The sequence below is a fragment of the Halopenitus sp. H-Gu1 genome (genome assembly GCF_041821145.1).
In the GTDB taxonomy this organism is placed as follows: domain Archaea; phylum Halobacteriota; class Halobacteria; order Halobacteriales; family Haloferacaceae; genus Halopenitus.
This window is the reverse complement of the sequence record NZ_JBGUBC010000008.1, coordinates 69202-94280: the sequence shown is the minus strand read 5'-3', so window position 1 is coordinate 94280 and position 25079 is coordinate 69202. Positions and strand designations below refer to the sequence as shown.

General features: G+C 60.4%; 31 protein-coding genes. 23 read left to right on the top strand and 8 right to left on the bottom strand.

All coding sequences use genetic code 11. The annotated features are described in order from the left end of the window. Positions 1-144 precede the first annotated feature (144 nt). Complete coding sequence (locus tag ACERIT_RS08105) at positions 145-1509, top strand: MFS transporter (protein WP_373674337.1); 1365 nt, start codon at positions 145-147, stop codon at positions 1507-1509. 9 nt (positions 1510-1518) lie between these two features. Here the strand turns inward: ACERIT_RS08105 and ACERIT_RS08100 are convergent, their stop codons facing one another. The 7 genes from ACERIT_RS08100 to gvpA form a co-directional block, all read right to left on the bottom strand. After that, positions 1519-1863 (bottom strand): cupin domain-containing protein, encoded by a 345-nt coding sequence (locus tag ACERIT_RS08100; RefSeq protein WP_373674336.1) that lies wholly within the window; start codon positions 1861-1863, stop codon positions 1519-1521. A gap of 2 nt (positions 1864-1865) precedes the next feature. Next, the gene (locus tag ACERIT_RS08095) at positions 1866-2249 is read right to left on the bottom strand and encodes a cupin domain-containing protein (protein WP_373674335.1); all 384 of its coding nucleotides are present in this window, start codon (positions 2247-2249) and stop codon (positions 1866-1868) included. Between the two features lie 221 nt (positions 2250-2470). After that, a complete protein-coding gene (locus ACERIT_RS08090) occupies positions 2471-3253 on the bottom strand; it encodes a ParA family protein (protein WP_373674334.1) in 783 nt (260 codons plus the stop codon). Positions 3254-3287: 34 nt separating this feature from the next. Then, a complete protein-coding gene (locus ACERIT_RS08085) occupies positions 3288-3713 on the bottom strand; it encodes a gas vesicle protein (protein WP_373674333.1) in 426 nt (141 codons plus the stop codon). 24 nt (positions 3714-3737) lie between these two features. Further along, complete coding sequence (gene gvpN / locus ACERIT_RS08080; protein ID WP_373674332.1) at positions 3738-4781, bottom strand: gas vesicle protein GvpN; 1044 nt, start codon at positions 4779-4781, stop codon at positions 3738-3740. Beyond that, positions 4778-5785: a MucR family transcriptional regulator gene (locus ACERIT_RS08075; RefSeq protein WP_373674331.1), complete on the bottom strand. Its 1008-nt coding sequence runs from the start codon at positions 5783-5785 to the stop codon at positions 4778-4780. The genes gvpN and ACERIT_RS08075 overlap by 4 nt, the downstream gene beginning before the upstream one ends. 95 nt (positions 5786-5880) lie before the next feature. Next, positions 5881-6117 (bottom strand): gas vesicle protein GvpA, encoded by a 237-nt coding sequence (gvpA, locus tag ACERIT_RS08070; RefSeq protein ID WP_373674330.1) that lies wholly within the window; start codon positions 6115-6117, stop codon positions 5881-5883. A 211-nt stretch (positions 6118-6328) separates the two neighbouring features. Between gvpA and ACERIT_RS08065 the strand changes: the two genes are divergently transcribed. The 10 genes from ACERIT_RS08065 to gvpM are packed head-to-tail and all read left to right on the top strand — an operon-like array spanning position 6329 to position 12177. After that, entirely contained in the window at positions 6329-7942 is a 1614-nt protein-coding gene (locus ACERIT_RS08065; protein WP_373674329.1) for a gas vesicle protein GvpD basic region 2 domain-containing protein, read from the top strand. Positions 7943-7945: 3 nt separating this feature from the next. Beyond that, positions 7946-8524: a PadR family transcriptional regulator gene (locus ACERIT_RS08060; protein WP_373674328.1), complete on the top strand. Its 579-nt coding sequence runs from the start codon at positions 7946-7948 to the stop codon at positions 8522-8524. Next, positions 8514-9158: a gas vesicle protein GvpF gene (gvpF, locus tag ACERIT_RS08055; protein ID WP_373674327.1), complete on the top strand. Its 645-nt coding sequence runs from the start codon at positions 8514-8516 to the stop codon at positions 9156-9158. Before ACERIT_RS08060 ends, gvpF begins: the two co-directional genes overlap by 11 nt. Positions 9159-9161: 3 nt before the next feature. After that, complete coding sequence (gene gvpG, locus ACERIT_RS08050; protein WP_373674326.1) at positions 9162-9413, top strand: gas vesicle protein GvpG; 252 nt, start codon at positions 9162-9164, stop codon at positions 9411-9413. Further along, the gene (gene gvpH / locus ACERIT_RS08045; RefSeq protein ID WP_373674325.1) at positions 9413-9976 is read left to right on the top strand and encodes a gas vesicle protein GvpH; all 564 of its coding nucleotides are present in this window, start codon (positions 9413-9415) and stop codon (positions 9974-9976) included. The genes gvpG and gvpH overlap by 1 nt, the downstream gene beginning before the upstream one ends. Next, entirely contained in the window at positions 9973-10389 is a 417-nt protein-coding gene (locus ACERIT_RS08040) for a protein gvpI (RefSeq protein WP_373674324.1), read from the top strand. Before gvpH ends, ACERIT_RS08040 begins: the two co-directional genes overlap by 4 nt. After that, on the top strand, positions 10382-10732 hold the full coding sequence (gvpJ, locus tag ACERIT_RS08035; protein WP_373674323.1) for a gas vesicle protein GvpJ: 351 nt from the start codon (positions 10382-10384) through the stop codon (positions 10730-10732). Before ACERIT_RS08040 ends, gvpJ begins: the two co-directional genes overlap by 8 nt. Positions 10733-10734: 2 nt before the next feature. Further along, positions 10735-11082 carry a gas vesicle protein K gene (locus ACERIT_RS08030; protein WP_373674322.1) on the top strand — a complete coding sequence of 116 codons (348 nt, stop codon included), beginning with the start codon at positions 10735-10737 and terminating at the stop codon, positions 11080-11082. Next, positions 11075-11920 carry a gas vesicle protein GvpL gene (gene gvpL / locus ACERIT_RS08025; protein WP_373674321.1) on the top strand — a complete coding sequence of 282 codons (846 nt, stop codon included), beginning with the start codon at positions 11075-11077 and terminating at the stop codon, positions 11918-11920. The genes ACERIT_RS08030 and gvpL overlap by 8 nt, the downstream gene beginning before the upstream one ends. A 5-nt stretch (positions 11921-11925) precedes the next feature. After that, positions 11926-12177: a gas vesicle protein GvpM gene (gene gvpM / locus ACERIT_RS08020; RefSeq protein WP_373674320.1), complete on the top strand. Its 252-nt coding sequence runs from the start codon at positions 11926-11928 to the stop codon at positions 12175-12177. Positions 12178-12378: 201 nt separating this feature from the next. Here gvpM and purB read toward each other — a convergent pair whose 3' ends face one another. Next, positions 12379-13869 (bottom strand): adenylosuccinate lyase, encoded by a 1491-nt coding sequence (purB, locus tag ACERIT_RS08015; RefSeq protein WP_373674319.1) that lies wholly within the window; start codon positions 13867-13869, stop codon positions 12379-12381. A gap of 166 nt (positions 13870-14035) precedes the next feature. Between purB and purN the strand changes: the two genes are divergently transcribed. The 12 genes from purN to nuoK all read left to right on the top strand — a co-directional run bounded on the left by purN (position 14036) and on the right by nuoK (position 25078). Further along, positions 14036-15628 carry a phosphoribosylglycinamide formyltransferase gene (gene purN, locus ACERIT_RS08010; RefSeq protein ID WP_373674318.1) on the top strand — a complete coding sequence of 531 codons (1593 nt, stop codon included), beginning with the start codon at positions 14036-14038 and terminating at the stop codon, positions 15626-15628. Between the two features lie 164 nt (positions 15629-15792). Beyond that, entirely contained in the window at positions 15793-17598 is a 1806-nt protein-coding gene (locus ACERIT_RS08005) for a flippase activity-associated protein Agl23 (RefSeq protein ID WP_373674317.1), read from the top strand. 120 nt (positions 17599-17718) lie between these two features. After that, a complete protein-coding gene (locus ACERIT_RS08000) occupies positions 17719-18954 on the top strand; it encodes a 5-(carboxyamino)imidazole ribonucleotide synthase (protein WP_373674316.1) in 1236 nt (411 codons plus the stop codon). A 26-nt stretch (positions 18955-18980) separates the two neighbouring features. Continuing rightward, positions 18981-19595: a 5-(carboxyamino)imidazole ribonucleotide mutase gene (purE, locus tag ACERIT_RS07995; RefSeq protein WP_373674315.1), complete on the top strand. Its 615-nt coding sequence runs from the start codon at positions 18981-18983 to the stop codon at positions 19593-19595. Between the two features lie 105 nt (positions 19596-19700). Then, entirely contained in the window at positions 19701-20117 is a 417-nt protein-coding gene (locus ACERIT_RS07990; protein WP_373674314.1) for an NADH-quinone oxidoreductase subunit A, read from the top strand. Next, positions 20114-20815, top strand: coding sequence for an NADH-quinone oxidoreductase subunit B (locus tag ACERIT_RS07985; protein WP_373674313.1), 702 nt, complete (start codon positions 20114-20116; stop codon positions 20813-20815). Before ACERIT_RS07990 ends, ACERIT_RS07985 begins: the two co-directional genes overlap by 4 nt. After that, positions 20812-22494: an NADH-quinone oxidoreductase subunit D gene (locus tag ACERIT_RS07980; protein WP_373674312.1), complete on the top strand. Its 1683-nt coding sequence runs from the start codon at positions 20812-20814 to the stop codon at positions 22492-22494. Before ACERIT_RS07985 ends, ACERIT_RS07980 begins: the two co-directional genes overlap by 4 nt. Beyond that, on the top strand, positions 22494-23597 hold the full coding sequence (locus ACERIT_RS07975; protein ID WP_373674311.1) for an NADH-quinone oxidoreductase subunit H: 1104 nt from the start codon (positions 22494-22496) through the stop codon (positions 23595-23597). Before ACERIT_RS07980 ends, ACERIT_RS07975 begins: the two co-directional genes overlap by 1 nt. After that, a complete protein-coding gene (locus tag ACERIT_RS07970; protein ID WP_373674310.1) occupies positions 23594-24055 on the top strand; it encodes an NADH-quinone oxidoreductase subunit I in 462 nt (153 codons plus the stop codon). Before ACERIT_RS07975 ends, ACERIT_RS07970 begins: the two co-directional genes overlap by 4 nt. Positions 24056-24117: 62 nt before the next feature. Then, positions 24118-24381 carry an NADH-quinone oxidoreductase subunit J gene (locus ACERIT_RS07965; protein WP_373674309.1) on the top strand — a complete coding sequence of 88 codons (264 nt, stop codon included), beginning with the start codon at positions 24118-24120 and terminating at the stop codon, positions 24379-24381. Then, entirely contained in the window at positions 24378-24773 is a 396-nt protein-coding gene (locus ACERIT_RS07960; RefSeq protein WP_373674308.1) for an NADH-quinone oxidoreductase subunit J, read from the top strand. The genes ACERIT_RS07965 and ACERIT_RS07960 overlap by 4 nt, the downstream gene beginning before the upstream one ends. 2 nt (positions 24774-24775) lie before the next feature. After that, entirely contained in the window at positions 24776-25078 is a 303-nt protein-coding gene (gene nuoK / locus ACERIT_RS07955) for an NADH-quinone oxidoreductase subunit NuoK (RefSeq protein ID WP_373674381.1), read from the top strand. Position 25079: the final 1 nt, after the last annotated feature.

Here is a 25079-nt window from a genome sequence, read left to right as displayed (position 1 = left end):
ACGTAGCGGGACCGGCGTGATGCTTTATCGGTGTCTGGTCGAAACGATCGCTCGATCCGCGATGGAATCGGAACGGGTTCGGGAGCCGGAGCAGGTTCGACGGCGAGGCCTGAAACAACGTCGACGAGGGGAGCGTTCAGCCCGATGACTGATGACCGGGATGCCGTTGATTCCGAGGAGTCGGGGGCACTGGACGCGTTCCGCCGATTTTTCGCTCTCGAACGGGACGTGTTGGTGCTGTCGCTGGCGATGTTCGCATTCAGTCTCGGCTTTCAGATGACCAACCGATACCTGCCGGAGTACCTCGTCGCCCTCGGCGCGAGCGGCTTCGTCGTGGGACTTTTTGGTACCGTCGGAAACGTCATCTCGGCGGTCTATCCGTATCCCGGCGGAGCGATCTCCGATCGGATCGGCTCGCGATACGCGTTGACAGTTTTCGGGCTGGTCTCCACGGTCGGGTTCGGGATCTGGCTCGTGGCTCCCGCCGTCGGTCCGATAGGGGTGGCCGGAATCACGATCCAGCCGTGGATCTGGGTCTTCGTCGGCCTGCTTTTCGCCCAGGCCTGGAAATCCTTCGGGCTTGGCGCTTCCTTTGCAGTCGTCAAGCAGGCGACCGATCCCTCACAGCTTGCGGCCGGCTTCGCGAGCACCGAGACGTTCCGTCGCACTGCCTTCCTCGTCGGACCGGTCCTCGCCGCCGTCCTCATCGATCTTCATCCGACCTTCACCGTGAGCTTCCGGTACGTTCTCGCGGTGGCGGTCGTCTTCGGTGCCGTCGGAACTCTAGTCCAGCACGTTCTCTATGCGGCTAGCGGCGACACGATCGGGGGATCGTTTGCCGGTCTCGATCGGATCCGGAGTGATCTCGCGGAGATGCCTCCCGAGTTACGTCCGCTTCTCGTCGGGGATACGCTCGTCCGGTTCGCCAACGGCATGGTCTACGTCTTCTTCGTGCTCGTCGTCACCCGGATCTACGGGGTCGGACTGGAGACGACGATCTCCATTGCCGGATTCTCCTCCGCCATCGACCTCTCGCCGCAGGCGTTCTTCGGCTACCTCCTCGGCGTCGAGATGCTGATCGCGCTGCTCGTCATGGCGCCGGCGGCAAAGGCGGCAGAGCGTATCGGGTTAAAACCCGTCGTCGCGATCGGGTTCGCGGTCTACGCCGTTTTTCCGGTCGTGTTGATCGACGGCCCGACCCTGATGAGTCCGTCCCTCTCGCCGGCCGCGGCGTTGGTCGTCATCTTCGCTTTTTCCGGACTCCGATTCGCTGGACTTCCCTCACATAAGGCGTTGATCGTCGGTCCCGCCGAACGCGGCGCCGGCGGGCGCGTGACGGGAACGTACTACCTGCTTCGAAACACGATCGTGATCCCGAGTGCGGCGATCGGGGGGTACCTATGGGAATTCGTGAGTCCGCAGGTCGCGTTCACGATCGCCGCCGCGATCGGCGTCGTCGGGACCGGCTACTTTCTGGTGTTCGGGAGGGAGTTCGCGGCCTACGCGTGAGATCCCCGCTTACGTCGACGATTCGTCGCCGCCGGCTTCGGCTCCATCCGACCACTCGGGCTTTTTCGCCAACACGATGAGTGCCGTGCTGTCGGCAGTCGCGACCGGCGAGACCTGCTGAGCCCCATCGAATCGGGCGACATCGCCGGCCTCCAGTTCGTATACCTCCGATCCCAGTCGGAGGTCGATCGCGCCCTCGAGTACGGACACCACCACGTTCCGATCCGGGTGGTCGTGTGGGTCGATGCGTTCGCCCGCCGCGAGTTGGAGCCGAATCGTCGTCGGCTCGGATCCAGGAAAGACGTTCGCGTGAGGCGTTCCCTCCAGGGCGTCGAGCGTTCGAACGGTCGCCACGCTCACGCCTCCCGGTCCGGCTCGAACTCCCCGTGTTTGATCCCCCGACGGACCGGGCCATGTTCCTCGTCCGTCGGCGGCGGAGCCGTCACCAAAAGCGCCTCGAGACGGCCTTCCTCATCGGCCTTGATCCCGCGATCGATACCCGCCTCGACGACGACCACGTCTCCGGGTTCCACCTGGTGGGCCGTCTCTCCCTCTCGGACGATCCCCGTCCCGGTTCGGACGCTCACCACGAGGTCGCTTTCGGGGGCGTGGACCGGGATGAACTGTCCCGGCTCGAAGTACCCGCAGACGACTTTCGCCCGGTCACTTCCGAACGCCTCCCGTGCGCTAAAGCGGTCCGCCGCGTACGCACGTTCGGCGTCGAAATCGATCTCCGGCATCTTCAGGCCCCGTCGTTCGATGGCGATCGGTTCGATGTTGCGTGGCGATCCAGTCCCGTGTCAAATGTGCCTCCGTCCATGCGTCCGATCGAAGTCCCCCGCGAGGAACGGGCTTTCCCCGAACGTATTCGTGGGCTCGATCGGACGATTATATATCGGGTATGGTGACTAACGGTCAACTACGGGTCCCGTTGCCCCAGCGACTAGTCTCATGCGTATTGTCACTGCTTCGTCGAACGCGTGGTTGATTCAAGGTGGGCGGCGATAGACTGAAACCGGGTGTCCATATCCGTTGTTTCATTGTGACCGAATATCGAGGCGCTATTCGCCCACGCCCGTTTCAGCGCGACGCGATTGCGGATCTTCCAGATTGGGAGCGACTCGCCGAACCGCTTCTCGAACCACTCAAGCATGCGGTCGGCCTCACCATCAACCTCGATTCGGTTGATCACGATACCGACCGGATCGATACCCACGCCATATCCCTCCTCCAGTGTCTCCATATGATCGAATAGGATGTCGAGCGCATGCTGGGAGGTGGCTTCAGCCAGTGCCGGAACGAGGACGTTTCGGCAGGCCAGCAGTGCGTTATCCGTGAGCAGTCCCAAGGACGGTGGAGTGTCAATGATGATATAGTCGTACGTGGCATCCAATTCATCAAATGCCATCCAGAGCCGTTCGCGACCCCGAATCTCCGTCTGGAGTTCCGACTCTGCACTGAACATGTCAATATGGGACGGGAGAACGTCGAACTCCTCGTGCGACTGAATCACCTCGTTAATCTGCGACTGATCATCGAGATCCACGAGCACGTCATATAACGAGGTGTCCTCTCGAGTGTAACTCCCGTCGAATCCCAACCCGATCGTCCCATTCCCCTGTGCATCGAGATCGACAAACAGGACGTTGTGACCGTGGTCAGCAAAGGCTCCGGCGACGTTGATCGCAGTCGTCGTCTTCCCAACCCCACCCTTCTCGTTTGCCACGGCCAGCCGGTATGTCATGTTTCTTCCCTCAACTCTAGTGTGTAAGACCAGTTCACAGCTCTTCTTTCATGTCCCCTCGTTGATAACGCTCCAGGAGCTCGTAGCCGGTGACATTGCCCGTGGTGTCAAGCATGATTTCGTAACGACCGATGATGTCTTGGGTATCGGGAACGGCACGGCGTTCGACCACCTCCACGACAGTGCGCCAGCCGTCATCCCCTGCCGCCTCGATTTTGATGATCCCCTCAAACCCGTGTTCCAACAGGTCTTCTGCCACCTCCCGCGCTCGATTCTGGGCCTCACCCAGGCTGATTGGAGAATCCGAAGACTGGCTGGACTCCTCTTCGGCTGATGCAGCCTGTTCGGGCGACTCAGTATCGATATCCCCCGATGATAGTTCTTCCTCCTCTATCTCGGTGGAGGGTGCCGCGTCGTCGATATCGTCCTGATCGGTGTGATCATTTGCTTGGTCCGACATGCTCCTCTGTATGAAGTTGAGGCCTCATGAAAGGGAGACCTCTACGTCGTTGATAGTTGATTCGACCTCGTCTCGTAACTCGTCTACAGCACTGTGCTGTGCGACCTTTGAGGCCAGCACATCAACACAAATGTCCGTGAGTATTACTTGATCGAGGTCATCGACAGTTTCGATTCCTTCCGCAGCCATGATCGCCGCTCGCGTCCCGACGTTGATGTCGAGACGTCCACGTAACTCGCGCATCAACCGAACGATCGGTTCGACGTACTCCGTAGCGGACCCATCGACATGAGCATGGACGATTTCGATCTCGGTATCTCGGTCGTAGAAGTCCATATAGAGACCGACGAGACGATCCAAGAGTGCATCCTGTGGCTCGTGGACGCCCGCGTACTCTACGGAGTTCGAGGTGAGGATCGCTCGGAAGTCCGGGTGGACGTCGACGTATCGGGACTTGCCTCGCTGGCCCGGTAACTCGAGTACGCCTTCCTCGAAGACCGACAGCAGGACGTTGTTCGCGACGGGCTTGGTGCGGGAGAACTCATTGTATACCAGCGTTGCTCCTTCCTGTACGGCGAGCGTCAGGGGATTATCGACCCATCGATCCCGGATAATATCCTTGCTCTTGATGACGTTGTGGATGTACTGGTCACGCTCGGATATCCGTTCTTTTTCAGCGTATTCCCCAACGAGATCGCTGGTCGTAAGATCGGCGTCTCCGTTGATCCAGACAACTGGGCGGTCGCGTTCGTGAGCAACGTGCATCGCCAGCGCCGTTTTTCCACACCCCGTCGGTCCAATGAGGTGGACCGGTCGACCCACGTCAAGCCAGCGTCCCATTCGCGTTTCGATCTGATTGACGGCGTCGGTTTTGATAAACGGCTGTTCCTCAGGAATGAAACTCTCGTCGAGTTGCGAAGACGTCTCCCGTGCATGTCCATCCTGTTGTTTTTCCAGGCGTTGGAGTCCCTTGTCTTCGCGCTGCTGATCTTTTTGTTGTTTCTTCGTCTCGCGAGACGAGCGGATCTGTGAGCCTCGCACCCTCCGTTCGCGTGATCCGTCCGTCATGCTTTATCATCCGGCCGGAGCGGCACGTCTTCACCATACTCTTCGCGATACTTCTGAATCGTCATGTCGTGTGTCTGAAGGTGGGGTTCCGTAATCGCCTGATAGTATTCACCACACACCAGACACTGGACCATGTCTTCTGGTGCTTCTTCTGTTTCAGCCGCTTTTTCGCTGCCTGGTTCTTCTTCAGCCACCTCAGCAGATTCGGCTTCCGCTTCTTCCGTTTCAGCCTCGGATTCGCCCACTTCGGATTCCTCCTGACCAACCTCGGGTTCTGTCGCTTCTTCCGCTAGCGGTTCCGCTTCCTCCGCTTCGGCGTCGGGGGCTTCGGTCTCCTCTTCAGGAGCTATTGACTCGCGGGTCGTCTCTTGTCCGTGGAAGTCACGGGCAAAGGCGGTGAAGGCCTCTTCGGTGGTTGCGAAGGCGTTGCGCTGCTCTGTGACACCCTCCTGGAATCGGTCGATGTCGGCATCGAATTCGTCAGTGTAGTCGTCGAATACGTCGTGGACAGCAGCAAATTCCAGTTGCAGTTCCTCTATCGCCGCCAACAGGTCGGACACGTCTCGGAGGGCAGCCACGTCAGCCCCGAACTCGTCCGCATAGACCTCGAATGCCTCGTTAGTCGTGTCTATCTCCGCACACAGCGCGTCGATCGCATCAAGGAGGCCACTCACGTCTTGCTTTGCCGCGACGGCTGTTGCGAAGGTGTCGGTATACGCGTCGAAGGCGTCGCGAACCTCGTCGATCGCTTCACGCTGCTCTTCGATCTCACTGTGGAGATGGTTGATATCCGCGGTGAATTCCTCGCTGTACGCGTGGAACGTATCGTTGGTATCGTCCATCTCCATCCGTAGGGTTTCAATCGCGCCGACGAGATCGCCCACGTCACGTTTCATTTCGACGTCAGCGGTAAACTTGTCGGCGTAGGTTGCGAACTCTTGTTGTGCGGCTGTGAATTCCTCGCGAGTTTCGCTCATGTCCTCACGTTTGTCTATAACACTCATGGGTGATGGGTTGGGGTTGGTGCAAAAATTGGTTGAGTAGGGTTAGTTTGCAAGCTATACGCCTCCGTTACGGTCCGCCGAAGCGGGCCAGTGGGTCAGGCCTCTGGCGCGGGTGCCGCCTCGGCACCAGCGGTGAGTTCCGCTTGTTCGATCTTCGCTATCTCTTCAGCGTAGTGGAGGAAGGTATCGACCGATGCGGCAACGACTCGGGCTTCGACGGTTAGAATCTCGATTCCGACGAGGGAGACACGCGCCCATACGTCGACGACGACACCTTTGTCCAGTACACGATCCAGAACTTCGGCCAAACTTGAGGAATCAGGCTGAGCCATGATTGATTTGGGTTCTACCCGTATTAGCAATAATTAGGTATTTATAAATATACTTTCATGATTTTGGCATCCGTTTCACTTTCTGTAACAACACACATCTATACGTATCCCGGAATTAACTGCTCACACAGGCCGTCTTAACCGAGTGGTGTTTCACACTCATGAGTGAGTGAGTGGGAACTGCTCCGTCACCCCGACCAGCACGCACATCATGACCTCACCTGATTTCGCTTACATCCCCCCGGAACAACAAGGTCGTGCGCTCTTTCCTCGCGAGATCAGTCGCTTTTTTACTGACACCCCGGGACATACCCTCCTGGTTAAGGGAGCACCGGGAACAGGTAAGACGCTGTTCTCAATCCGTGGCCTTGATGTCTTAGAGCGTGATGGCGATGTCCTCTACGTGTCGACACGCGTCGATCAAGACACTATTCACGAGATGTACTTCAAGGATCATTCCTCTCTCGATAAGACACACATCCTTGACCTCTCCCAAGACGCGTTCGAACTTCCGTTGGACGTGGATGTCCCGTTCGAAAAGTTGGATTTCGATTCCTTACTTGAGTGGATCCAACGAATCAAGGATGCGAGCAAGCGGCTTACGATCGCATTCGACAGCTGGGAACTCATCTATGAGTACGTGTCCACTCGGCACGACGACCCTCCAGATATCGAGACGGTGACAACCCAGTTGGTCGCCCTCGCCCGCCAAGAGGACATCCGGACGTTGCTCGTCTCGGAAACTGCCGATTCGTCACCGCTTGAGTATATCGTTGATGGCGTGGTCTCGCTGCAGGTCTCTGAGGACCAGCGGGGACGAACGCGACGTCATCTCCGATTAGAGAAGTTACGTAGCGTTCGGATCGACAACCGGTTACAGCCCATCACGCTTGCTGACGGCCAGTTTCAAGCGATCACTCCCGTCGAATTGTCCACCGTCCGTACGGGGACCGGCGACGGCACGTGGGATCCACGCCCGAATACGAAGGCGAAGTTTTCGACGGGGATCAGTGATCTTGACCCCATCCTCTCCGGCGGGTACAACCGCGGAAGCGTCGTTCACCTCGATTTGGGGACCGATCTCTCCCGGGACGCGTGGAGCGTGCTGACGCTCCCGACCATCCGAAACTTTCTCGCCAATGAGATGGGCGTTGCTGTCGTCCCCCCGCGTGAGGGGAGTCCCGGATTGCTCCACAACGATCTGAATACGGTGTTGGCAGCCAGGGCGTTCGAGACGTACTGTCACATCTTCGAGACATACGCGAGCCATTCTCGAAGTACGGGGCCGTCTGAGGAGGACCGACACGCCGAGACACCCTCCGAACCGTCACAGATGGTTCCTCCATCCGATACAAAACACGGTACCCAAGTCGAGACAGAATTCATCCAAGAAGGGAAGCACACCAGCGGAGATGTGGCGGATGAGAAACGATCCGCTACAATCAACAAGGAACTCAAGTCGCCCTTAGAAGGGGGCCAACTTGATTACGAACGGTACATTGGATACGCCGAGCAGATGCGCGAGCAGAGTGAGGGGCCGTTGTTACACGTGATCAGTATGGATACGGCACGAACGGCATTCGAGACTCGGTTGGGCGATTTCGCGAATTACGTCGCCCTCCACAACGACCTGACGATCCTTATCACCAAGCCGGGAACGGAACTCCGAAAGCGGGCGGACCGTGTCGCGGACATGCACTTCCGGCTGGAGCGATCGGGCAACGCCATCATGCTGTATGGCGAGAATCCACTGACCCCGCTGCTCGGTATCGGCATCGACCAATCACAATCCATTCCGAAGATCACACTCACAGAGGTGGTCTGACAAATGAATCAACTGTTCAAGGAATTCCACGACGAAATCGAGACAGGCATCGAGCTATCATTTACCGGTTCGGATGGCGAGTCGTTGCTTGCGTCCGAACTTGAACCAGAATACACATCCCACAAAGGCGACGATAGTCCGTCGTCGCAATACAGAGAGACCCCACTTACTGACGACGCGGTGACCACGATAGAGAATTGGCTCGATGATAACTATCTTCAATCTATCAGCAATGAGAACATCATCGCACAATTAGACGAAATTTTGCTTCTGTTGATCGCTGTTCGAGGCCGTGCGTGTGGGAAAGAACTTCGCCAGGATCTCCGTCGACTGTTCGGTGCGGATTTGAGCCCCGGTACGGTCTATCCTCATTTAACCGATCTCGCAGACGAGGGTCTGCTTGCCATGACCGAGCTAAAGATGCGAAAAGTCTATCAGATCACTGATTGTGAAACCACCTTCAACAGAATTGTGCCAGAGGTAAACCGGTTGGTCACGTTGTCGCTCCTGCTGAAGGCATTACTGATCGATTGCAGGTCCCGCGATTTAGAGCCACCGCGAGGTGAGGCGGATGAGCGATAATCTTTACACGTATGGCGTCATCGAACAGGAAGATATTGAATTAGAGGTCGACGGAGTTGGGCAAGCAGAGCACGTGTACACGGTCGATTACCGCACGCTGTCTGCCGTGGTATCTGATATTGACACGACGGAACCGGAGCGTACAGATGAGGCCGTAGAGGCGCACAACAACGTCCTACAGCGTGTACTCGAATACGACGGCGGCCGTACAGTCGTGCCGATGAGTTTCGGGATGGCGTTCAAGAACGGCCGTACGTTGAAGGGCGTCCTGCGGGGGGCACGGCGCGCCCTGCGCAGCACGTTGAACGACATTGAGGGCACGGTCGAACTCGGGGTGAAGATAATCGCCCCCGACGAGAGCGGGCCGTCCCAAGCGGAGATTCAGGACGATGTGATAGACCGGCTCTCAGCGGTGAGTCTCAACGAAACTGAGAACGATCTCTTTAGCGACCGGCTCATCGTGAACAAGTCGTATCTGGTCGAGCGCGAGCATCGGGATGCCTTCGACGACGTAATCGATGAGATCGAGGCGGAGTACGATGATGAGTTGATGATTCAGTATACTGGGCCGTGGTCACCGTACAACTTCGTAGACATCCACATCGGTGCCGATCAGCAGCAAGGAGGGAGATGAGACATGTTCCTCGTGGATGATCTGCTGGTGAACCCCTTCCTCTCGCTGCTGGATATCTTGCAAACGATGGCACTAGACGAGATGTACGATATGGAGGCGATCCAAGACGACATCAAGGAAAACCGACTGCTGTACGAGATTGGCGAGCGATCGAAGGAGGAGTACGAAGAGCGCAAGCAGGAACTCGAGGCGCAAGTGGAGATGGCCGAGCAGATCCAGGCCCAAATGCGGAATCAAATGGAGGTTAAACGCTAATGGCATCCGATCACAACAATACTGACGACACATCCGACAAGTCTGATAGCTCATCAGACCCAAGTGGCCTGCTTGGACAGTTACAAGCCCTTATCGAGGCGCTCGCCGAGATCGAGGAGGACGAGGGTGGGTATCGACAGGGATCGGGCCGTATCGATCGCGGGAGTACCCGTATCGATTATAGCTACGATGTCTCGATTGGGCTTGGCCCCGATGATCGCACAGCTTCACCACGCGATCAGCCTGTTTCTGATCGGTCCCGAACCGAAGAACGAACACGCAGTCAGCAGGGAGACGAGGAGTCGATCCGTATCGAGACACGGGAGATCAGCAATGACGAACGTGTCGTCATCGCGGATTTGCCCGGCGTTACTGACGATGAACTCGACGTCACGCTCGACGCTGACGATCCAGCTCTTGAGTTGTGGGCCAACGAGGAACTCGTCGAGCGCGTGGCGCTCGACCAACCGGACGTGACGATCACCGACGTAGCACTCAATAATCAGATTCTCGAAATTCGGCTAACTCGGGCGAGCGAATCCAACGACGGTGAGTCTGAATGACGGACAAACAACAGCAAAAACGGAAGCAGAAGGCGCGACAAGCGCAGGCGAAGGCACAAAAGAACCGCGACAAGGCCCGACGCAAACTGCTCCAACAGCGGGAGAAGCTCGCGCGCCGTCGGACCCGGAATCGACGTCAATCCGAAACACGGCGTGATGATGATGATGAGACGGAGGGAACGAATCCAACGGCGCACTCGACGCTGCCCCCCCAGAAGTCGAACGCCGAAAACGCGACCCGCAACTCCCATTCGACCGTCCCGGAGACACCCAAATACTCGGTGGTACCAGCTCGCGAGCGGTTGTATGGCCGGCGACTCTACCGCAAAATGATCGAGGGTGACGAAACATCGACGACGACTCCTGTGGCCGAACACGAGACTGACGATGAGGAGGTGTCGACGGATGAGTGACCCTAAGCCAACCCGCTCACAGGGTGATCTCGCCGAGATGCTGGAGATGCTGTTGGACAAAGGGGTAGTCGTCAACGCCGATGTTGCGGTCAGCATCGGAGACACCGAACTGCTGGGCATCGAGTTGCGGGCAGCTATCGCTTCATTCGAAACCGCGGCCCAATACGGCCTCGAGTTTCCCACTGGAACAGACATGGAGCGCGTCGAGACAGCGGCTGGCGTTTCGTCCGATAGTTCCGATAGCCCGGACGCCGGATCTGGATCCGGACAAATGGACGAACACGAGCCGTCGGGAGAGGAACGAGCGTCGATCTCAAACACGACACCACAGGAGAGTGAGTAGTAGTGGAACTCGCGCTTGATGAAGATGCAGACGATTTACAGGGCGGGATCACTGCTCTCGTCGTGACCGTCGTCGAATTGCTAGTCGAGGCTCTCGAACAGGAGGCCGTGCGACGGATGGAATCTGGGAATCTCTCCGAAGCTGAGATCGAACGATTAGGCCAGCAACTGCACGCCTTAGAAGAAGAGATTGAACGGTTAAAACAACAGGAAAACATCAACAAGGACGTCGCCGACTTCAAGAACGATCTCGATCACGTCGTACGTGGTGCTATCGAGCAGCTATCCGACCAGGAGACCCCTCCATCCCCTGGCTCGTTATTTACCTTCGGTGATGAATCCGATGACTGACCAGTCTTCTCCCTCAGCCACAGAACAGTCCACTGGATCAAACGAGGAACAAGCGGTTACCGGTGGCCGTTACCTCTACTGCTTGGTGGACATCACGACCGCAGAGCTGGATACCATGTCCACAAGAGGAGTTGGAGACAACTCCGTGTACGTCATCGAAGAGGGAACTGTCGGAGCCGTTGTCCACGACTGTGAAACGATCTACAGTACGGAGAATCCGGAACAAGTAAAAAAACGGATTCTCAGGCACCAGCACGTCGTCGACGCGGCGGGCGACGTATTCGGGACACCGCTACCGATGCGGTTCAACACCGTTCTTGAGGGGGGTGATACGGGTGTCACCCAGTGGTTGCATGGACAACACGACAGGATTCGCGAGGCGTTGACATCGTTTGCAGACACGTGGGAGTATCGGATTCGATTGTTCTGGGAACCGTCGACGTTCGAAGACGAGATCGCAGATCAGGACGATCAGTTGCAGGAATTACAGCAACGCCAACAGCGGGCAGGGGCCGGTAAGGCATTTCTACTCGAGAAACAGTACGACAAGCGGCTTCGCGAACTGAAGCAAGAACATCGCGCCGAGCTAAACGCGAGGCTGAAAGAGACAGTCACCCCTGTCGTGAACGAACTGATTGAACAGGATCCCCACTCTCAGCTATCGGAACCCAGCGCCGCAACCGAGGGGGAACAAGTTGCGCGACTGGCAGTCCTCGCGGACGCAACGGATGAATCCGCACTCGGTGACCGGTTGGACGAATTAGTCGAGCAGAACGGAGTTAGAATCAGATTCACCGGGGCATGGCCACCGTATACGTTCGCACCGGACATCGGGTAGAAAGCATGGATCCAACAAAGGACGATACGCACGCTATCGTTGAGTTCATTGACGTGCTGTTGCGCGACGGAGCCGTGATTCAAGCGGACGTCATTGTAACGGTCGCCGACATCCCCCTCATTGGAATCAGTCTTCGGGCCGCCATCGCTGGCATGACGACGATGACGGAATACGGTGTATTCGAAGAGTGGGATGCTGCCCACCGACAGCGCGCGACTACTGAGGAACGGACGGCGTCTCGTTCCACTCAGCGGTGATCGAGAGAGCGAGTAGCGTGGTCGACACAGTGCCCTCTCCGAGTGGTCTGCTGTTCACGGATTCATCATCCGTGACGACACGATCGATCAGAGATCCCGGGACGGGCTCTCGGCGTCGGCCGATTTCATCTCGACTTTCTCTATCGCGTTATCTAGTTTATCAGGTAGCCGGAGACCGTCGATCCTCGTCCCTCCCAACACTTACTGCTCGTCGTCGATCGTGACCGCGAGGTCGTCCGCGATCCCGGTGTAGCCGGCGGGCGTCAACGCATTCAGCTCCTCACGAACCGACTCGTCGACCGACAACTCCGCGAAGAGCTCACGAAAGTCCGCGAGCGTGACGCGTTTCCCTCGACTCAACGTCTTCACCCGTTCGTACGCCTCCGTATCGCCCTCCCGTCGAAGGATCGTCTGGACGGCCTCACCGATGATCTCCGGGGTCCCCTCCAGTTCCTCGTGCATGACCTGCTCGTTCGGCACGACCGTCTCCAGTCCGTCCGCCGCCTTCGAGTAGCCGATCAGGCTATGGGCGAGCGCGGCGCCGACGTTTCGTTTGACGGTCGAATCCGAAAGGTCACGCTGGAGACGCGAGGTGGTGATGTAGTCGGCTAGGAACGTGAGGTCAGCGTTGGCCTTCGAGAGGTTCCCCTCGCTGTTCTCGAAGTCGATCGGGTTCACCTTATGAGGCATCGTCGAGGAGCCGGTTTCGCCCTCGACGGTTTCCTGGCCGAGATAGCGGTCGGAGACGTACAGCCAAGCGTCGAGATCGAGGTCCCGGAGGACGTTGTTGATCCCACGGATTGCATCGAAGACGGCGGCTAGATCGTCACAGGGGTTTACCTGCGTCGTGAGGTCGACGTGTTCGAGCCCGAGGTCGGTCACGAACGACCGGGAGAACGCCCGCCAGTCGACTTCCGAGTAAGCCGCCTCGTGGGCGGCGTACGTCCCGGAGGCACCCGCGAGTTTGCCGGCGATCGCGTCCGTCGCGTCCTTGAGTCGGCCGAGTCCACGTCCGAGTCGGGTCGCATAGACCGCCATTTCCTTTCCAAAGGTGGTGGGCGTTGCCGGTTGGCCATGCGTCCGTGCGAGCATCGGTACGTCGCGGTAATCGTGGGCAAGCGTCGTCAACTCCTCGCGAACTTCCCGGATTGCGGGGACGAGTACCTCCTCGATCGCGGGTTTCACGAGGAGCCGATGGGCGAGATTGTTGACGTCCTCGCTCGTGAGGCCGAAGTGAATCCACGGATACAGTGCCTCGGCGTCGTCGATCGGGTTCTCGTTCCTGGCCGTCCCGTCCGTCGTCAACTCCGACAGCCGGACGCGGAGGAAATACTCGATCGCCTTCACGTCGTGATTGGTCGCCTCGTAGCCCTCGGCACCACGTACCTCGAGATCCTTGATAAGGCGTGCGTCCGCGGCGTCGAAGGTTCGGTACGTCGATCGGATCGCCGATCGGGCGTCCTCATCCATGTCGATCGGCGTCACGTCGAGGTCGGCCAGGGCGATCAGATATTCGGCCTCGACGCGAGTGCGGGCCCGCATCAACCCGGCTTCGCTCGCGTACGGCGAGAGCGGTTCGGTCCGTCCGGCATACCGTCCGTCGAGCGGAGAGACGGCCGCGAGGGGATCCTCACGCGGGAGATCCGCGATCGAATCCCCGCGATCGGTCGTCGATCGTCGATCGTTCGTCATGTCGGATGCTGCCGCGGGGACCGCAAAAGCGTATCGATGGATCCGCCCACGGCCGTGCATACTTCCACCGATATGTGTCCCGATCGCGCGCATATCTATCCGCGTTCGTGGATACCGATCGACGATCGACCGCAATCCATATAGTTGACCGCGAGGACGCACGGGTATGAAGATCGCCGGACTGGCCAGCAACCGGGGCCGAAACCTGTTACACATCGATGACGTCGCGCCGGGCGGCGCGGAACTGTCCGTCGTGTTGAGTAATCGCGAGGGGGCGCCGATCGTCGAGTCGGCCGCCGAACGCGGGATCCCCACCGAGGTCGTCGACCGTGAGCCCGATGAGTCGCGCGAGTCACACGAACGCCGGATCCTCGAACGGCTCTCGAACTACGATTTCGAACTCGTCTGCCTCGACGGCTACATGCGCGTGTTAACTCGGGAGTTCCTCGATAGTGCGCCGACGACGATCAACGTTCACCCCTCGTTGCTCCCTGCATTCTCGGGGATGGACGCCCACGAGCAGGTCCTCGATGCGGGCGTCCGGACGACGGGCTGTACCGTCCACGTCGTCACCGAGGATGTCGATTCCGGTCCAATCCTCACTCAGGAGCCGGTTCCGGTCTATGAGGACGACGACGCGGACAGCTTAAAGCATAGAGTGCTATATGAAGCGGAGTTCACCGCCTATCCCCGGGTCGTCCGGTGGTTCGCTGAGGATCGTGTGACTGTCGACGAGGACGCCGAAACCGTCTCGATCGATGGCGACACGGGCGGGGATTTCCCGACGCGACGGATCGTCTCCGAGGACCGCGGCGATCAGCTTCGGTACGGCGAGAATCCCCACCAGGATGCCGCCATCTACGTTGACGACGCTTGCGAGGAGGCCACCGTCGTCGGCGCGCCCCAGTTGAACGAGGGTGCGAAGGGCATGGGCTACAACAACTACAACGACGCGGACGCCGCCCTCTCGTTGATAAAGGAGTTCGAGGAGCCTGCCGCCGCCGTGATCAAACACACGAATCCGGCCGGCTGTGCGACGAGCTCGACGATCGCGGACGCCTACGACCGCGCGTTGCGGACGGACGCCAAATCGGCCTTCGGCGGAATCGTCGCACTCAACCGCGAGTGTGACGCCGAGACCGCCTCGGCCATTACTGACTCATTTAAGGAGGTCGTCATCGCACCGGGGTACACCGACGCGGCCCTCGACGTTCTCCGTGAGAAATCGAACCTGCGCGTTCTCGACGTCGGTCCCCTCGGCGACGGCGAGGATCGGTTCCGCGAGACGCTCACGGAGAAGTCGCTCGTCGGCGGTCGACTCGTCCAGGAACGTGATCTCCAGTCGCCGACCGCGGACGATCTGGAGGTCGTCACCGAACGCGATCCGACCGACGCGGAACTCGAGACGATGTGTTTCGCCTGGCGGACGCTCAAACACGTGAAATCGAACGGGATACTCTTTGCCACCGGGACCGAGACGGTCGGGATCGGCACGGGGCAGGTCTCCCGGGTCGACGCCGTCACGCTCGCAGCGATGAAATCCGAGAAGGATGCGGATGGGAAATCCGCCGAGGGAGCCGTCATGGCCTCCGATGCGTTCTTCCCGTTCCCCGACGGGATCGAGGAGGCGGCCGACGCCGGCATCGAGGCCGTGATCCAGCCGGGCGGGTCGGTCAATGACGAGGACGTCATCGAGGCAGCAAACGATCACGGCATGGCGATGGCCTTCACCGGATCGCGAAGCTTCAAACACGACTGATTCAGGCGGTCGGTCAAACACGACTCACTCGACAGACTCACGCGATGGGTTCGATCCCGGCCCCCGGCCGTCGAACCGTTTCGTTCGATCCGTGGAACAGAAGGACCGTTTCGTTCGATCCGTGGAACACAAGAATTGTAACCTCGCGTGTGGTTCCTCCGTGTATGTCACCTCCGGGGTCCGGCGATCATCGCGATCGTTCCGTCACCGATCGCCGGACGGTTGCTGGCGTCGTACTCCTGACGATCCTCGGACTTGCGATCCGGCTGTATGACCTCGGTGGGAGGGTCTTTCACTGGGACGAAGGACGTGTTGGATACTGGACGCTACGATACGCCGAGACCGGTCACTTCGAGTACGAGCCCATCATTCACGGCCCGTTCCTGCGGATCGTAAACGGGGCGCTCTTCGGTGTTCTCCCTCCGACGGACGCCTCGGCGCGTCTCGTCGTCGCGCTGGTCGGCGGCATCCTCCCGCTCGGTGCCCTGCTGTTCCGGGCGCACCTCGATCGCCTCGAAGTGGTTACGTTGGCCGCGTTCCTGTCTCTCAACCCGCTTTTGGTCTACTACTCGCGGTTCATGCGCAACGACGTGCTCGTTGGCGCCTTCGCGTTTCTCGCGCTCGGGTTCGTCGTCCGGGCGCTCGACACGCGACAGGTCCGGCACCTCTATGCGGGATCCGCATTGCTCGCGCTGTCACTTTCGACGAAGGCGAACACGATCCTCTACGTACTGTGTTTTCTCGGTGCCGGCGCGTTACTCGTCGATCATCGGCTCGCCCGCGTCGTCCGGCGGGATGGGCTTCGATCGACGGCAGTTGACTGGGCGCAGGCCTGCTGGCGCGGACTCGTCGCGGTTGCCGGGGACCGCCATCCCGTCGGGGTTCTGCTATCCCACGTCGTCGGGATCGGCGTCGTCTTCCTCGCCATCATCGTGTTTTTCTATGCCCCTCGTCCGGATCTCTACCGAGCGATCGGGTCGCCGGAAGCGTGGTCGGGCGTCCTTCACGAGGCAACCGTCGGCTCCGTCCGCGAACTCGTCGACCTGTGGATCAAGGGGGACATGCAGGACAACCCCTACCTGACCTACCTCGGACACGAATTGGAGACGATCGCGCACGCGGCGGCGGTGACGGCCGTCCTTGCGGTCGTCGGATTCATCGTCGACGGACACGTCCGGGGACGCGATCGCGTTCCGGCCGGCCGTAACCGCGCGTTCGTCGCCTTCGCCGCATACTGGGGGATCGCGAGCCTCATCGGTTACCCGGCCGCAACCGATATCAACGCGCCGTGGTCGGCAGTCCACATCGTGCTTCCGGCGACGATCCCGGCCGCCGTCGGTCTCGCGTACGTCCTTCGGGAGTGTCGAGCTGCGATCGCGATCGATGACTCCACAGCGGGATCGCCGACGATACACGTTCCCGAACCCGGATCCGCGGCGATCGTCCTTCTGATCGCATTGACGGCGACCGGGGGATTGCTCGCGCCCACGGCCACCTACTGGAACTCGACGAACTCTGATCATACCGCCGTCGTCCAGTGGGCTCAGCCCCACAACGACGCTTCCGAAACGATCGCCGACATCGAGGCGATCGCGAGCCATCACGGTGACGGGACCGACGTACTGTTCGTGGGAGCTGACGTCGACTCGCGAGACGACACGTTTTACGTGGCCGACGAATCCGATGCCGACGAGATGTACGCCCCGGGCGGCTGGAACGATCGGCTCCCGCTGCCCTGGTACCTCGAGCGATCGGATGCACGCGTCGACAGCATTAGCGCCGACGCCGACCGGGAGGAGGCGCTTGCCGACGCGCCCCCTGTCGTGATCGTCCACGCCGACGCTCGTGGGGAGGTCGAACCTCACCTCGACGGCTATCGCGTGCGCGAACACCAACTCCGCCTCTGGAACTTCCGGATCGCCTTCTTCCTCGAGGAGGACGCCCTTCGGGCCGCACGGTCGGGAGAATGATGCTGATTCGGTCGTTCTGCCGGTCCGTCAGGTCGCGTTTTCAGGCCTCGATCCGCGTTTGTGGGTATCCGATCGTCGTATGAGGCAACCCTTATGCACCGACGTATGCAACCCACGCGCGTGACAGTTACGCTACCAGGGCCGACGCTCGGGATCGTCGGCGGCGGACAGCTCGGGCGGATGATCGGCGAGGCGGTCGCCCGACTCGGCGTTGAGGTCGTCGTGCTCGATCCGACGCCCGGGTGCCCGGCCTCGCCGGTGGTCGAAGACCAGATCGTGGGTGCCTTCGATGACGAGGCGGCGATACGGGACCTCGCCGATCGGGCCGACGTGCTCACCTACGAGATCGAACTCGCCGATCCGGACGTCCTCGCGGCGGCGAGCGAGGAGTACGATGTCCCGGTCCACCCCGATCCGGACTCCCTCCGGACGATCCAGGACAAACTCGTCCAGAAGCGGGCCCTCGCGGATGCTGGCATCCCGGTGCCGGAGTTTCAGGCGGTCGGTTCGGTCGCCGATCTCGAGGACGCCCTCGACCGGTTCGGACAGGTGATGCTCAAGGCCCGGGAGGGCGGATACGACGGACGCGGGAACCGCCCTGTCACTGATCCGGCCGACGCCGAGGCGGCGATCGGCGAGATCGGTGCGAACGCGATGGCGGAGACGTTCGTTCCCTTCGAACGGGAGCTCTCCGTCATCGGCGTGAAGGGGGCCACGGAGGTCCGGACCTATCCCGTAACCGAGACGATCCATCGCGAGGAGATCCTCCGCGAAAGCGCGACGCCGGCCCGGACGGACGACGCGGTCTCTCGTCGAGCCGAGTCGGTCGCCCGGGACGTCCTCACGTTCCTCGACGGTCGGGGCGTCTATGGCATCGAACTGTTCGAGACCGTCGAGGGGGAAGTGCTCGTCAACGAGATCGCCCCGCGGCCACACAACTCCGGCCACTGGACCATCGAGGGCGCACGGACCTCCCAGTTCGAGAACCACGTCCGTGCGGTCCTCGGATGGCCGCTCGGGCCGACCGAGTTGAGTGCGCCCACGGTGACCGCGAACGTTCTCGGCGATGTCGAGGATATCCAGCCGGCGACGCTCTCGGGCGTCGAGACGATTCTCGAGGCATCGGACGCGGATCTCCACTGGTACGGCAAGAACGACGTTCGTCCGCTCCGGAAGATGGGACATCTGACCGTGAGCGGTCCGGCGACGGATTCGACCAGCTCCGAGTTCACGGACGCTTCTGATTCTGTGGATGCGTCCGATTCCACGGACGTGATCGAGGATCCCGCCGACACCATTGCGGAACGACTCGCTCGGGCACGCGAGTTGCGCGAGGCCCTGACGTTCACCGACTGACGATCGACGACCCGACTCATCGAATCATGACTACCGTCACCGAACTCATCGACCGACTCGAAGCCGAAGCCGAACGGGACGCCGACCCGGAGACCACACCGGACGTCGGCATCATCATGGGGTCCGATTCGGACCTCCCGACGATGGACGGCGCCTACGAGGCGCTTTCGGAGTTGGGCTTTGCGGAACAGACCGACTTCGACGACCCGCCGGATTCCAGATTCACCTACGAGAGCTATGTCGTCTCGGCACACCGAACGCCCGATCTGATGTACGCGTACGCGGAGACGGCGACCGATCGTGGTCTCGATGTGGTGATCGCGGGTGCCGGCGGCAAGTCGGCCGACCTCCCGAACATGACCGCTTCGATCGCCTATCCGGTTCCGGTGATCGGCGTTCCAGTCCAGGAGAAATCGGTCGATTCCGTGATCGGGATGCCGACCGGAGCGCCGATCGTCGCCGTCGACGCCGGCAAGTCGTTCAACGCGGGACTCTCGGCGGCCCAGATCCTCGCGCGCGAACACGATACGATAGAGACTCGCCTCCGCGAATATCACGAGGAGCTGCAGGACGGGGTTGCCCAAGTGTCCCGGGACCTCCACGATCTGGGGCTTGACGGCTTTCGCAAAGGAAACTCCTGACGAAACTATCTCCGACACCGCTTGAACCCGTCGTCTTCCCCCCGCGCACGAGAATCAACGCTTATGTAGGGTCCAACCAAATCACCTCACGTTACGGAGACCTGTATGAGCGATTGGATAGCTATCGGCGCATTGGCGGTCGTCGGAATCGCCATTCCCCTCGGAATGATGGCGGTCTCGGCGTTGTTACGTCCAAGCGTGCCGGAACAAGGCAAACGCACCATTTACGAGTCCGGCGAGATACCGACCGGAAGCGCGCACATTCGGTTCAACATCCAGTATTACATGGTGGCGCTGTTGTTCCTCGTGTTCGACATCGAGACGGTCCTGTTGTTCCCGTGGGCCGTCGTCTATCGGCCAGCATTGGAGGCCGGCGTCCCGATGTTGCAGATCCTGTGGCCGATGCTCGCGTTCGTCGGAATTCTCACGATCGGACTCGTCTGGGCGTGGCGGAATGGCGCGGTCGAGTGGATGCAAAGTCCCCGTGCTGCCCGCCGAAAGACGGAACGTGACCAACTATGAGTAGTAACCAACCATTTATTACGGATGACTCCGCGGTGGTGACAGACACCCGCGACGCCCGCATGGGCGAGGGCCGCGGCGACAGATTCAACTCGCGGCTTCGGGAGGCGTTCGGTTCCTCGCCGTTCATCCTCACGAAGTTCGACAAGTTCCTCAACTGGGCCCGTGGGTCCTCGATGTTCATGCTACAGTTCGGGATCGCCTGCTGTAGCATCGAAATGATGCACACTTACGCGGTCAAACACGACCTCGATCGGTTCGGGTCGGGCGTGCCGCGCGCGTCGCCTCGTCAGGCCGACGTGATGATCGTCCCCGGGACGATCGTTTCCAAGTTCGCCCCGCGGATGAAACGCGTCTACGACCAGATGCCCGAGCCGAAGTTCGTGGTCGGAATGGGATCGTGTACGATCTCCGGCGGCCCGTTCCAGGAGGGATACAACGTCATCAAGGGCGCAGAGGAGGTCATCCCGGTCGACATCCACGTCCCCGGCTGTCCCCCCCGTCCCGAGGCCCTCGTCTACGGCGTCGCCAAGCTCCAAGAGCGGATCGCCAACGGCGAGGCGAGCCCGGTGACGGTAAAGCCCTACGAGCTCGAACAGTTCTCGGATCTCGAACAGGACGAACTCGTCGAACACCTGACCGATCAGATCGACGAGGATGACCTCGTGATGCGATACGACTTCGCTGATTCGCCATGAGCTTGGAAGATCCGGAATCCGACCTCGAACCGGCCGACTCCGCCGGGGTCGTCCCCACGCAGGACCCCGATGAGCTTGCCGAGCTTCTCGGCGTTCACGTCATCGGCCGCGATGACCACCGCAACGCGCCCGGATTCGTGATCCGTCCGGATGCCGTCCAGGACGTCCTTTCGACGCTCAAAGAGGAGGCCGACTACGACCACCTCTCGGTGGTCACGGCACAGGAGTACGAAAACCGATACGAGTCGATCTACCACCTCAAGAAGTTCGCGGACCCGACACAGGAGGTGAGCATCGTCGTCCCCGCCGATAAGGAGAATCCGGTCTCACAGTCGGCCGAACCCGTTTTCCGGACGGCTGATTGGCACGAACGGGAGGCCTACGACCTCGTCGGCATCGAGTACGACGGCCACCCCGACCTGCGCCGAATCCTGCTTCCCGACACCTGGCAGGGACATCCGCTCTCGCTCGATTACGATCAGGATCAACCCCAGGTCGTCTCGCTTCGCGAGCACGCCAACCCGCTTCAGGAGGACCACATGGCCGACGAGTCGGACACGATGTTCATCAACATCGGTCCACACCACCCGGCCACCCACGGCGTGTTGCACCTGAAGACGACCCTCGACGGTGAGCAGGTCGCCGACGTCGAATCCGACATCGGCTATCTCCACCGTAACGAGGAGCAGATGGCTCAGTCGGGAACCTACAGACATCAGATCATGCCGTATCCCGACCGATGGGACTACATCTCGGCCGGCCTGCTCAACGAGTGGGCCTACGCCCGCGCGGCGGAGGATCTGGCGGACATCGAGGTTCCCGAATACGCCCAGATCATCCGCACGATGGGTGCCGAGATGTGTCGGATCGCCGCACACATGTTGGCGCTTGCGACGTTCGCGCTGGACGTCAACGGCGATTTCACCGCGACGTTCATGTACGCGATCAACGACCGCGAACAGGTCCAAAACCTGCTCGAGGACCTCACCGGTCAGCGGATGATGTTCAACTACTTCCGACTTGGCGGGGTCGTCTGGGACCTCCCGGAGCCGCGCGAGGAGTTCTTCTCGGACACGCGGGACTTCCTCGATCAGCTACCGGGCTCCATCGAGGAGTATCACGACCTGCTTACCGCCAACGAGATCCTCCAGGCCCGAACGATCGGCACGGGGATCCTTCCGCCGGACGTCGCGAAGAACTACGGCGCGACCGGCCCCGTGCTTCGGGGCTCCGGCGTCGACTACGACCTTCGTCGTGACGACCCGTACGGCTACTACGACGAACTCGACTGGGACGTCGTCACCGAGGACGGTTGTGACAACTACAGCCGCCTGCTCGTCCGGATGCGCGAAGTCGAGGAGTCGGCGAAGATCATCGAACAGTGTATCGACCTGCTCGAGGACTGGCCCGAGGAGGAGCGTAACATCCAGGCGAACGTGCCTCGGACGCTCAAGCCGGACGACGACGCCGAGATCTACCGTGCCGTCGAGGGTGCAAAGGGCGAACTCGGCGTCTACATCCGTTCCGACGGGACGGACAAGCCGGCGCGCTTTAAGATCCGCTCGCCGTGCTTTTCGAATCTACAGACGCTCCCGGAGATGGCAAACGGGGAGTACATCCCGGACATGATCGCTGCCCTCGGGAGCCTCGACATCGTTCTCGGGGAGGTGGACCGCTGATGACCGGCGGTTCGCTCGCGCCGGCCGGCGACGCGATCGCCGCCCAGCTGTTTCCCGAACAGGTCACGACTGCGCTTGGACTGCCGGGTATCCTCGGGGAGATCGTCGGCGCGCTCATTGCGGCCTTCCTGATCGGCAACATCATGCTTGCGTTCACCGGCGTTGCCGGGCCATGGGCAAAACGGAAGATAACGGCGGCGTTTACGGACCGGATCGCGGTCAACAGGATCGGTCCGTTCGGGCTGTTGATCATCCCGGCGGCGTCAGTCCATCTGCTCGCCAAGGAGCTCATCATCCCGGAGGACGCGGTCCGGCCGGCCTACGATCTCGCGCCGATCGTCCTTCCGGCTTCTGCCCTGCTCGGCTTTTCGGTGATCCCGATGGGACGAATCGGTCCCGTGAACCTCCAGCTTGCCGACCCCGAAGTCGGCTTCGTGCTGGTGTTTGCGTTTGCGTCGATCGCCTCCGTCTCGCTGGTGATGGCCGGCTACGCCTCGAACAACAAGTACTCGCTGCTCGGCGGGCTTCGGGCGGTCGCACAGAATCTCGCCTACGAGATCCCGCTTATCGTCACCGCGATGTCCGTGGTGATCTTCGCCGGGACGCTTCAGACCAGCGCGATCGTGAGTGCCCAACAGGAGGCGCTGTTTACCATCGCGGGCGTGACGATTCCCGCGTGGTACGCGTTCGTCAATCCGTTCGCGTTCGTGTTGTTCGTCGTGGCAAACATGGCCGAGATCGGTCGGAATCCGTTCGACATCCCCGAGGCACCGACTGAGATCGTCGCCGGGTATCAGACCGAATACTCCTCGGCGTACTTCGTGTTGTTCTACCTCGGCGAGTTCCTTCACGTCTTCCTCGGCGGGGCAATCATCGCAGTCGCGTTCCTCGGTGGCGCTTCCGGCCCCGGACCGGCGAGCATCGGGTTCATCTGGTTCGTGGTCAAGATCTGGGCGTTCTTCCTGTTCACTCAGTGGTGCCGCTCGGCGCTTCCGCGCGTCCGTATCGACCAACTCATCGAGATCGGCTGGAAGGGACTGTTGGTGTTGTCGTTCGCGAACCTGCTTCTCACGGCGGTGCTCGTGGGAGTGATCGTCTCATGATCGGATTGCTCAAATCGATGGCGACCACGATGAAACACGCGCTCGACGGGACGACGTTCACGGTGGAATATCCCGACGTCGCCCCCGACGTGAGCCCGCGGTTCCGTGGCGTCCACAAGTTCAGTCAGGAACGGTGTATCTGGTGTCGACAGTGCGAGAACGTCTGTCCGAACGACACGATACAGATCGTACAGGACGAACAGCGCAACGGCGAGGAATACAACCTCCACATCGGACAGTGCATCTACTGTCGGCTGTGCGAGGAGGTCTGTCCCGTCGACGCCATCCTGTTGACACAGAACTTCGAATTCACCGCGGACACGAAAGACGACTTCGTGTACAACAAAGAACAGCTCAAGAACGTCCCGTGGTACAAGGGTATCGACCCGCTAGGCTCGCGAAACCCCGATCGCGGCGCCTGGATCGGTGAGGGAGACGGGGAGGTCGATTACCAGTAGTTCGAAGCGACGCGGAGTCGCTCTCGAAATCTTCAAAGGACATCTGAACGGAGACACACACAATGGTGCTTGAAACCATCGCGTTCGCGCTGTTCGCCCTCATTACGTTGGCGTGCAGCCTGGGCGTCGTCTTGGCACGGGACCTCTTTCACGCGTCCCTGCTTTTGGGCGCCGCCCTGTTGAGCGTCGCGGTGCATTACGTGATGTTGCAGGCCGAGTTTTTGGCCGCGATGCAGATCCTCGTCTACGTGGGCGGGGTTCTCATCCTCATCACGTTTGCCGTGATGCTCACGCGTACCGACGAACCGGAGGTGAGTAGTGTATGAGTGACGACCCGGACACACGCGAACGTGGCGGGCCCGACGCAGACTACGACGCCGAGGATCGGGGACTCGTTCCCGGCCTCACGTCGCTTTTGCTTTTCGCCGTGATGGCTGCCGTCTTCCTGAGCGCGGACTTCGGGGAGCCGGCCGGCTTCGAACTCGGCGAGTACGGGATCACCCACGAGATCGGGTTCGCGCTGTTCAACCTCGAGTTGGGAGCGCTTGCGGGCTCGACCGAGGGATTCCTCGCGGCGTTTTTGATCGTGGCGCTCACGCTCGACGTCGCGATCGACGGCGCGTTATATCTCTCCAAACGTGAGGAGGAGGGAACGATCGTCTCGGCGGTCGGCTCGGCGTTTACCGAAGGCAGAAAGGCCGGGGAGGGCGGTGAGTGACCGTGGTTCCCGCTCAGTATTACCTGCTTTTGGCCGCGGCCGTCTTCTGTATCGGCCTGTTCGGCGTGCTTACGCGCCGTGAGGCGTTGTACTTCCTGATGAGCGTCGAGTTGATGCTGAACGCCGCGAACATTAACCTGGTCGCCTTCTCGCAGTATTACGGCGATCTCACCGGACAGGTGTTCGCGTTGTTCGTGATCGCGCTTGCGGCCGCCGAGGTCGCGATCGGGATCGGCATCATCCTCGTGATGTACCGTAACTTCGGCGTGACCGACGTGACAGTTCCACGGGAGATGAGGTGGTAAG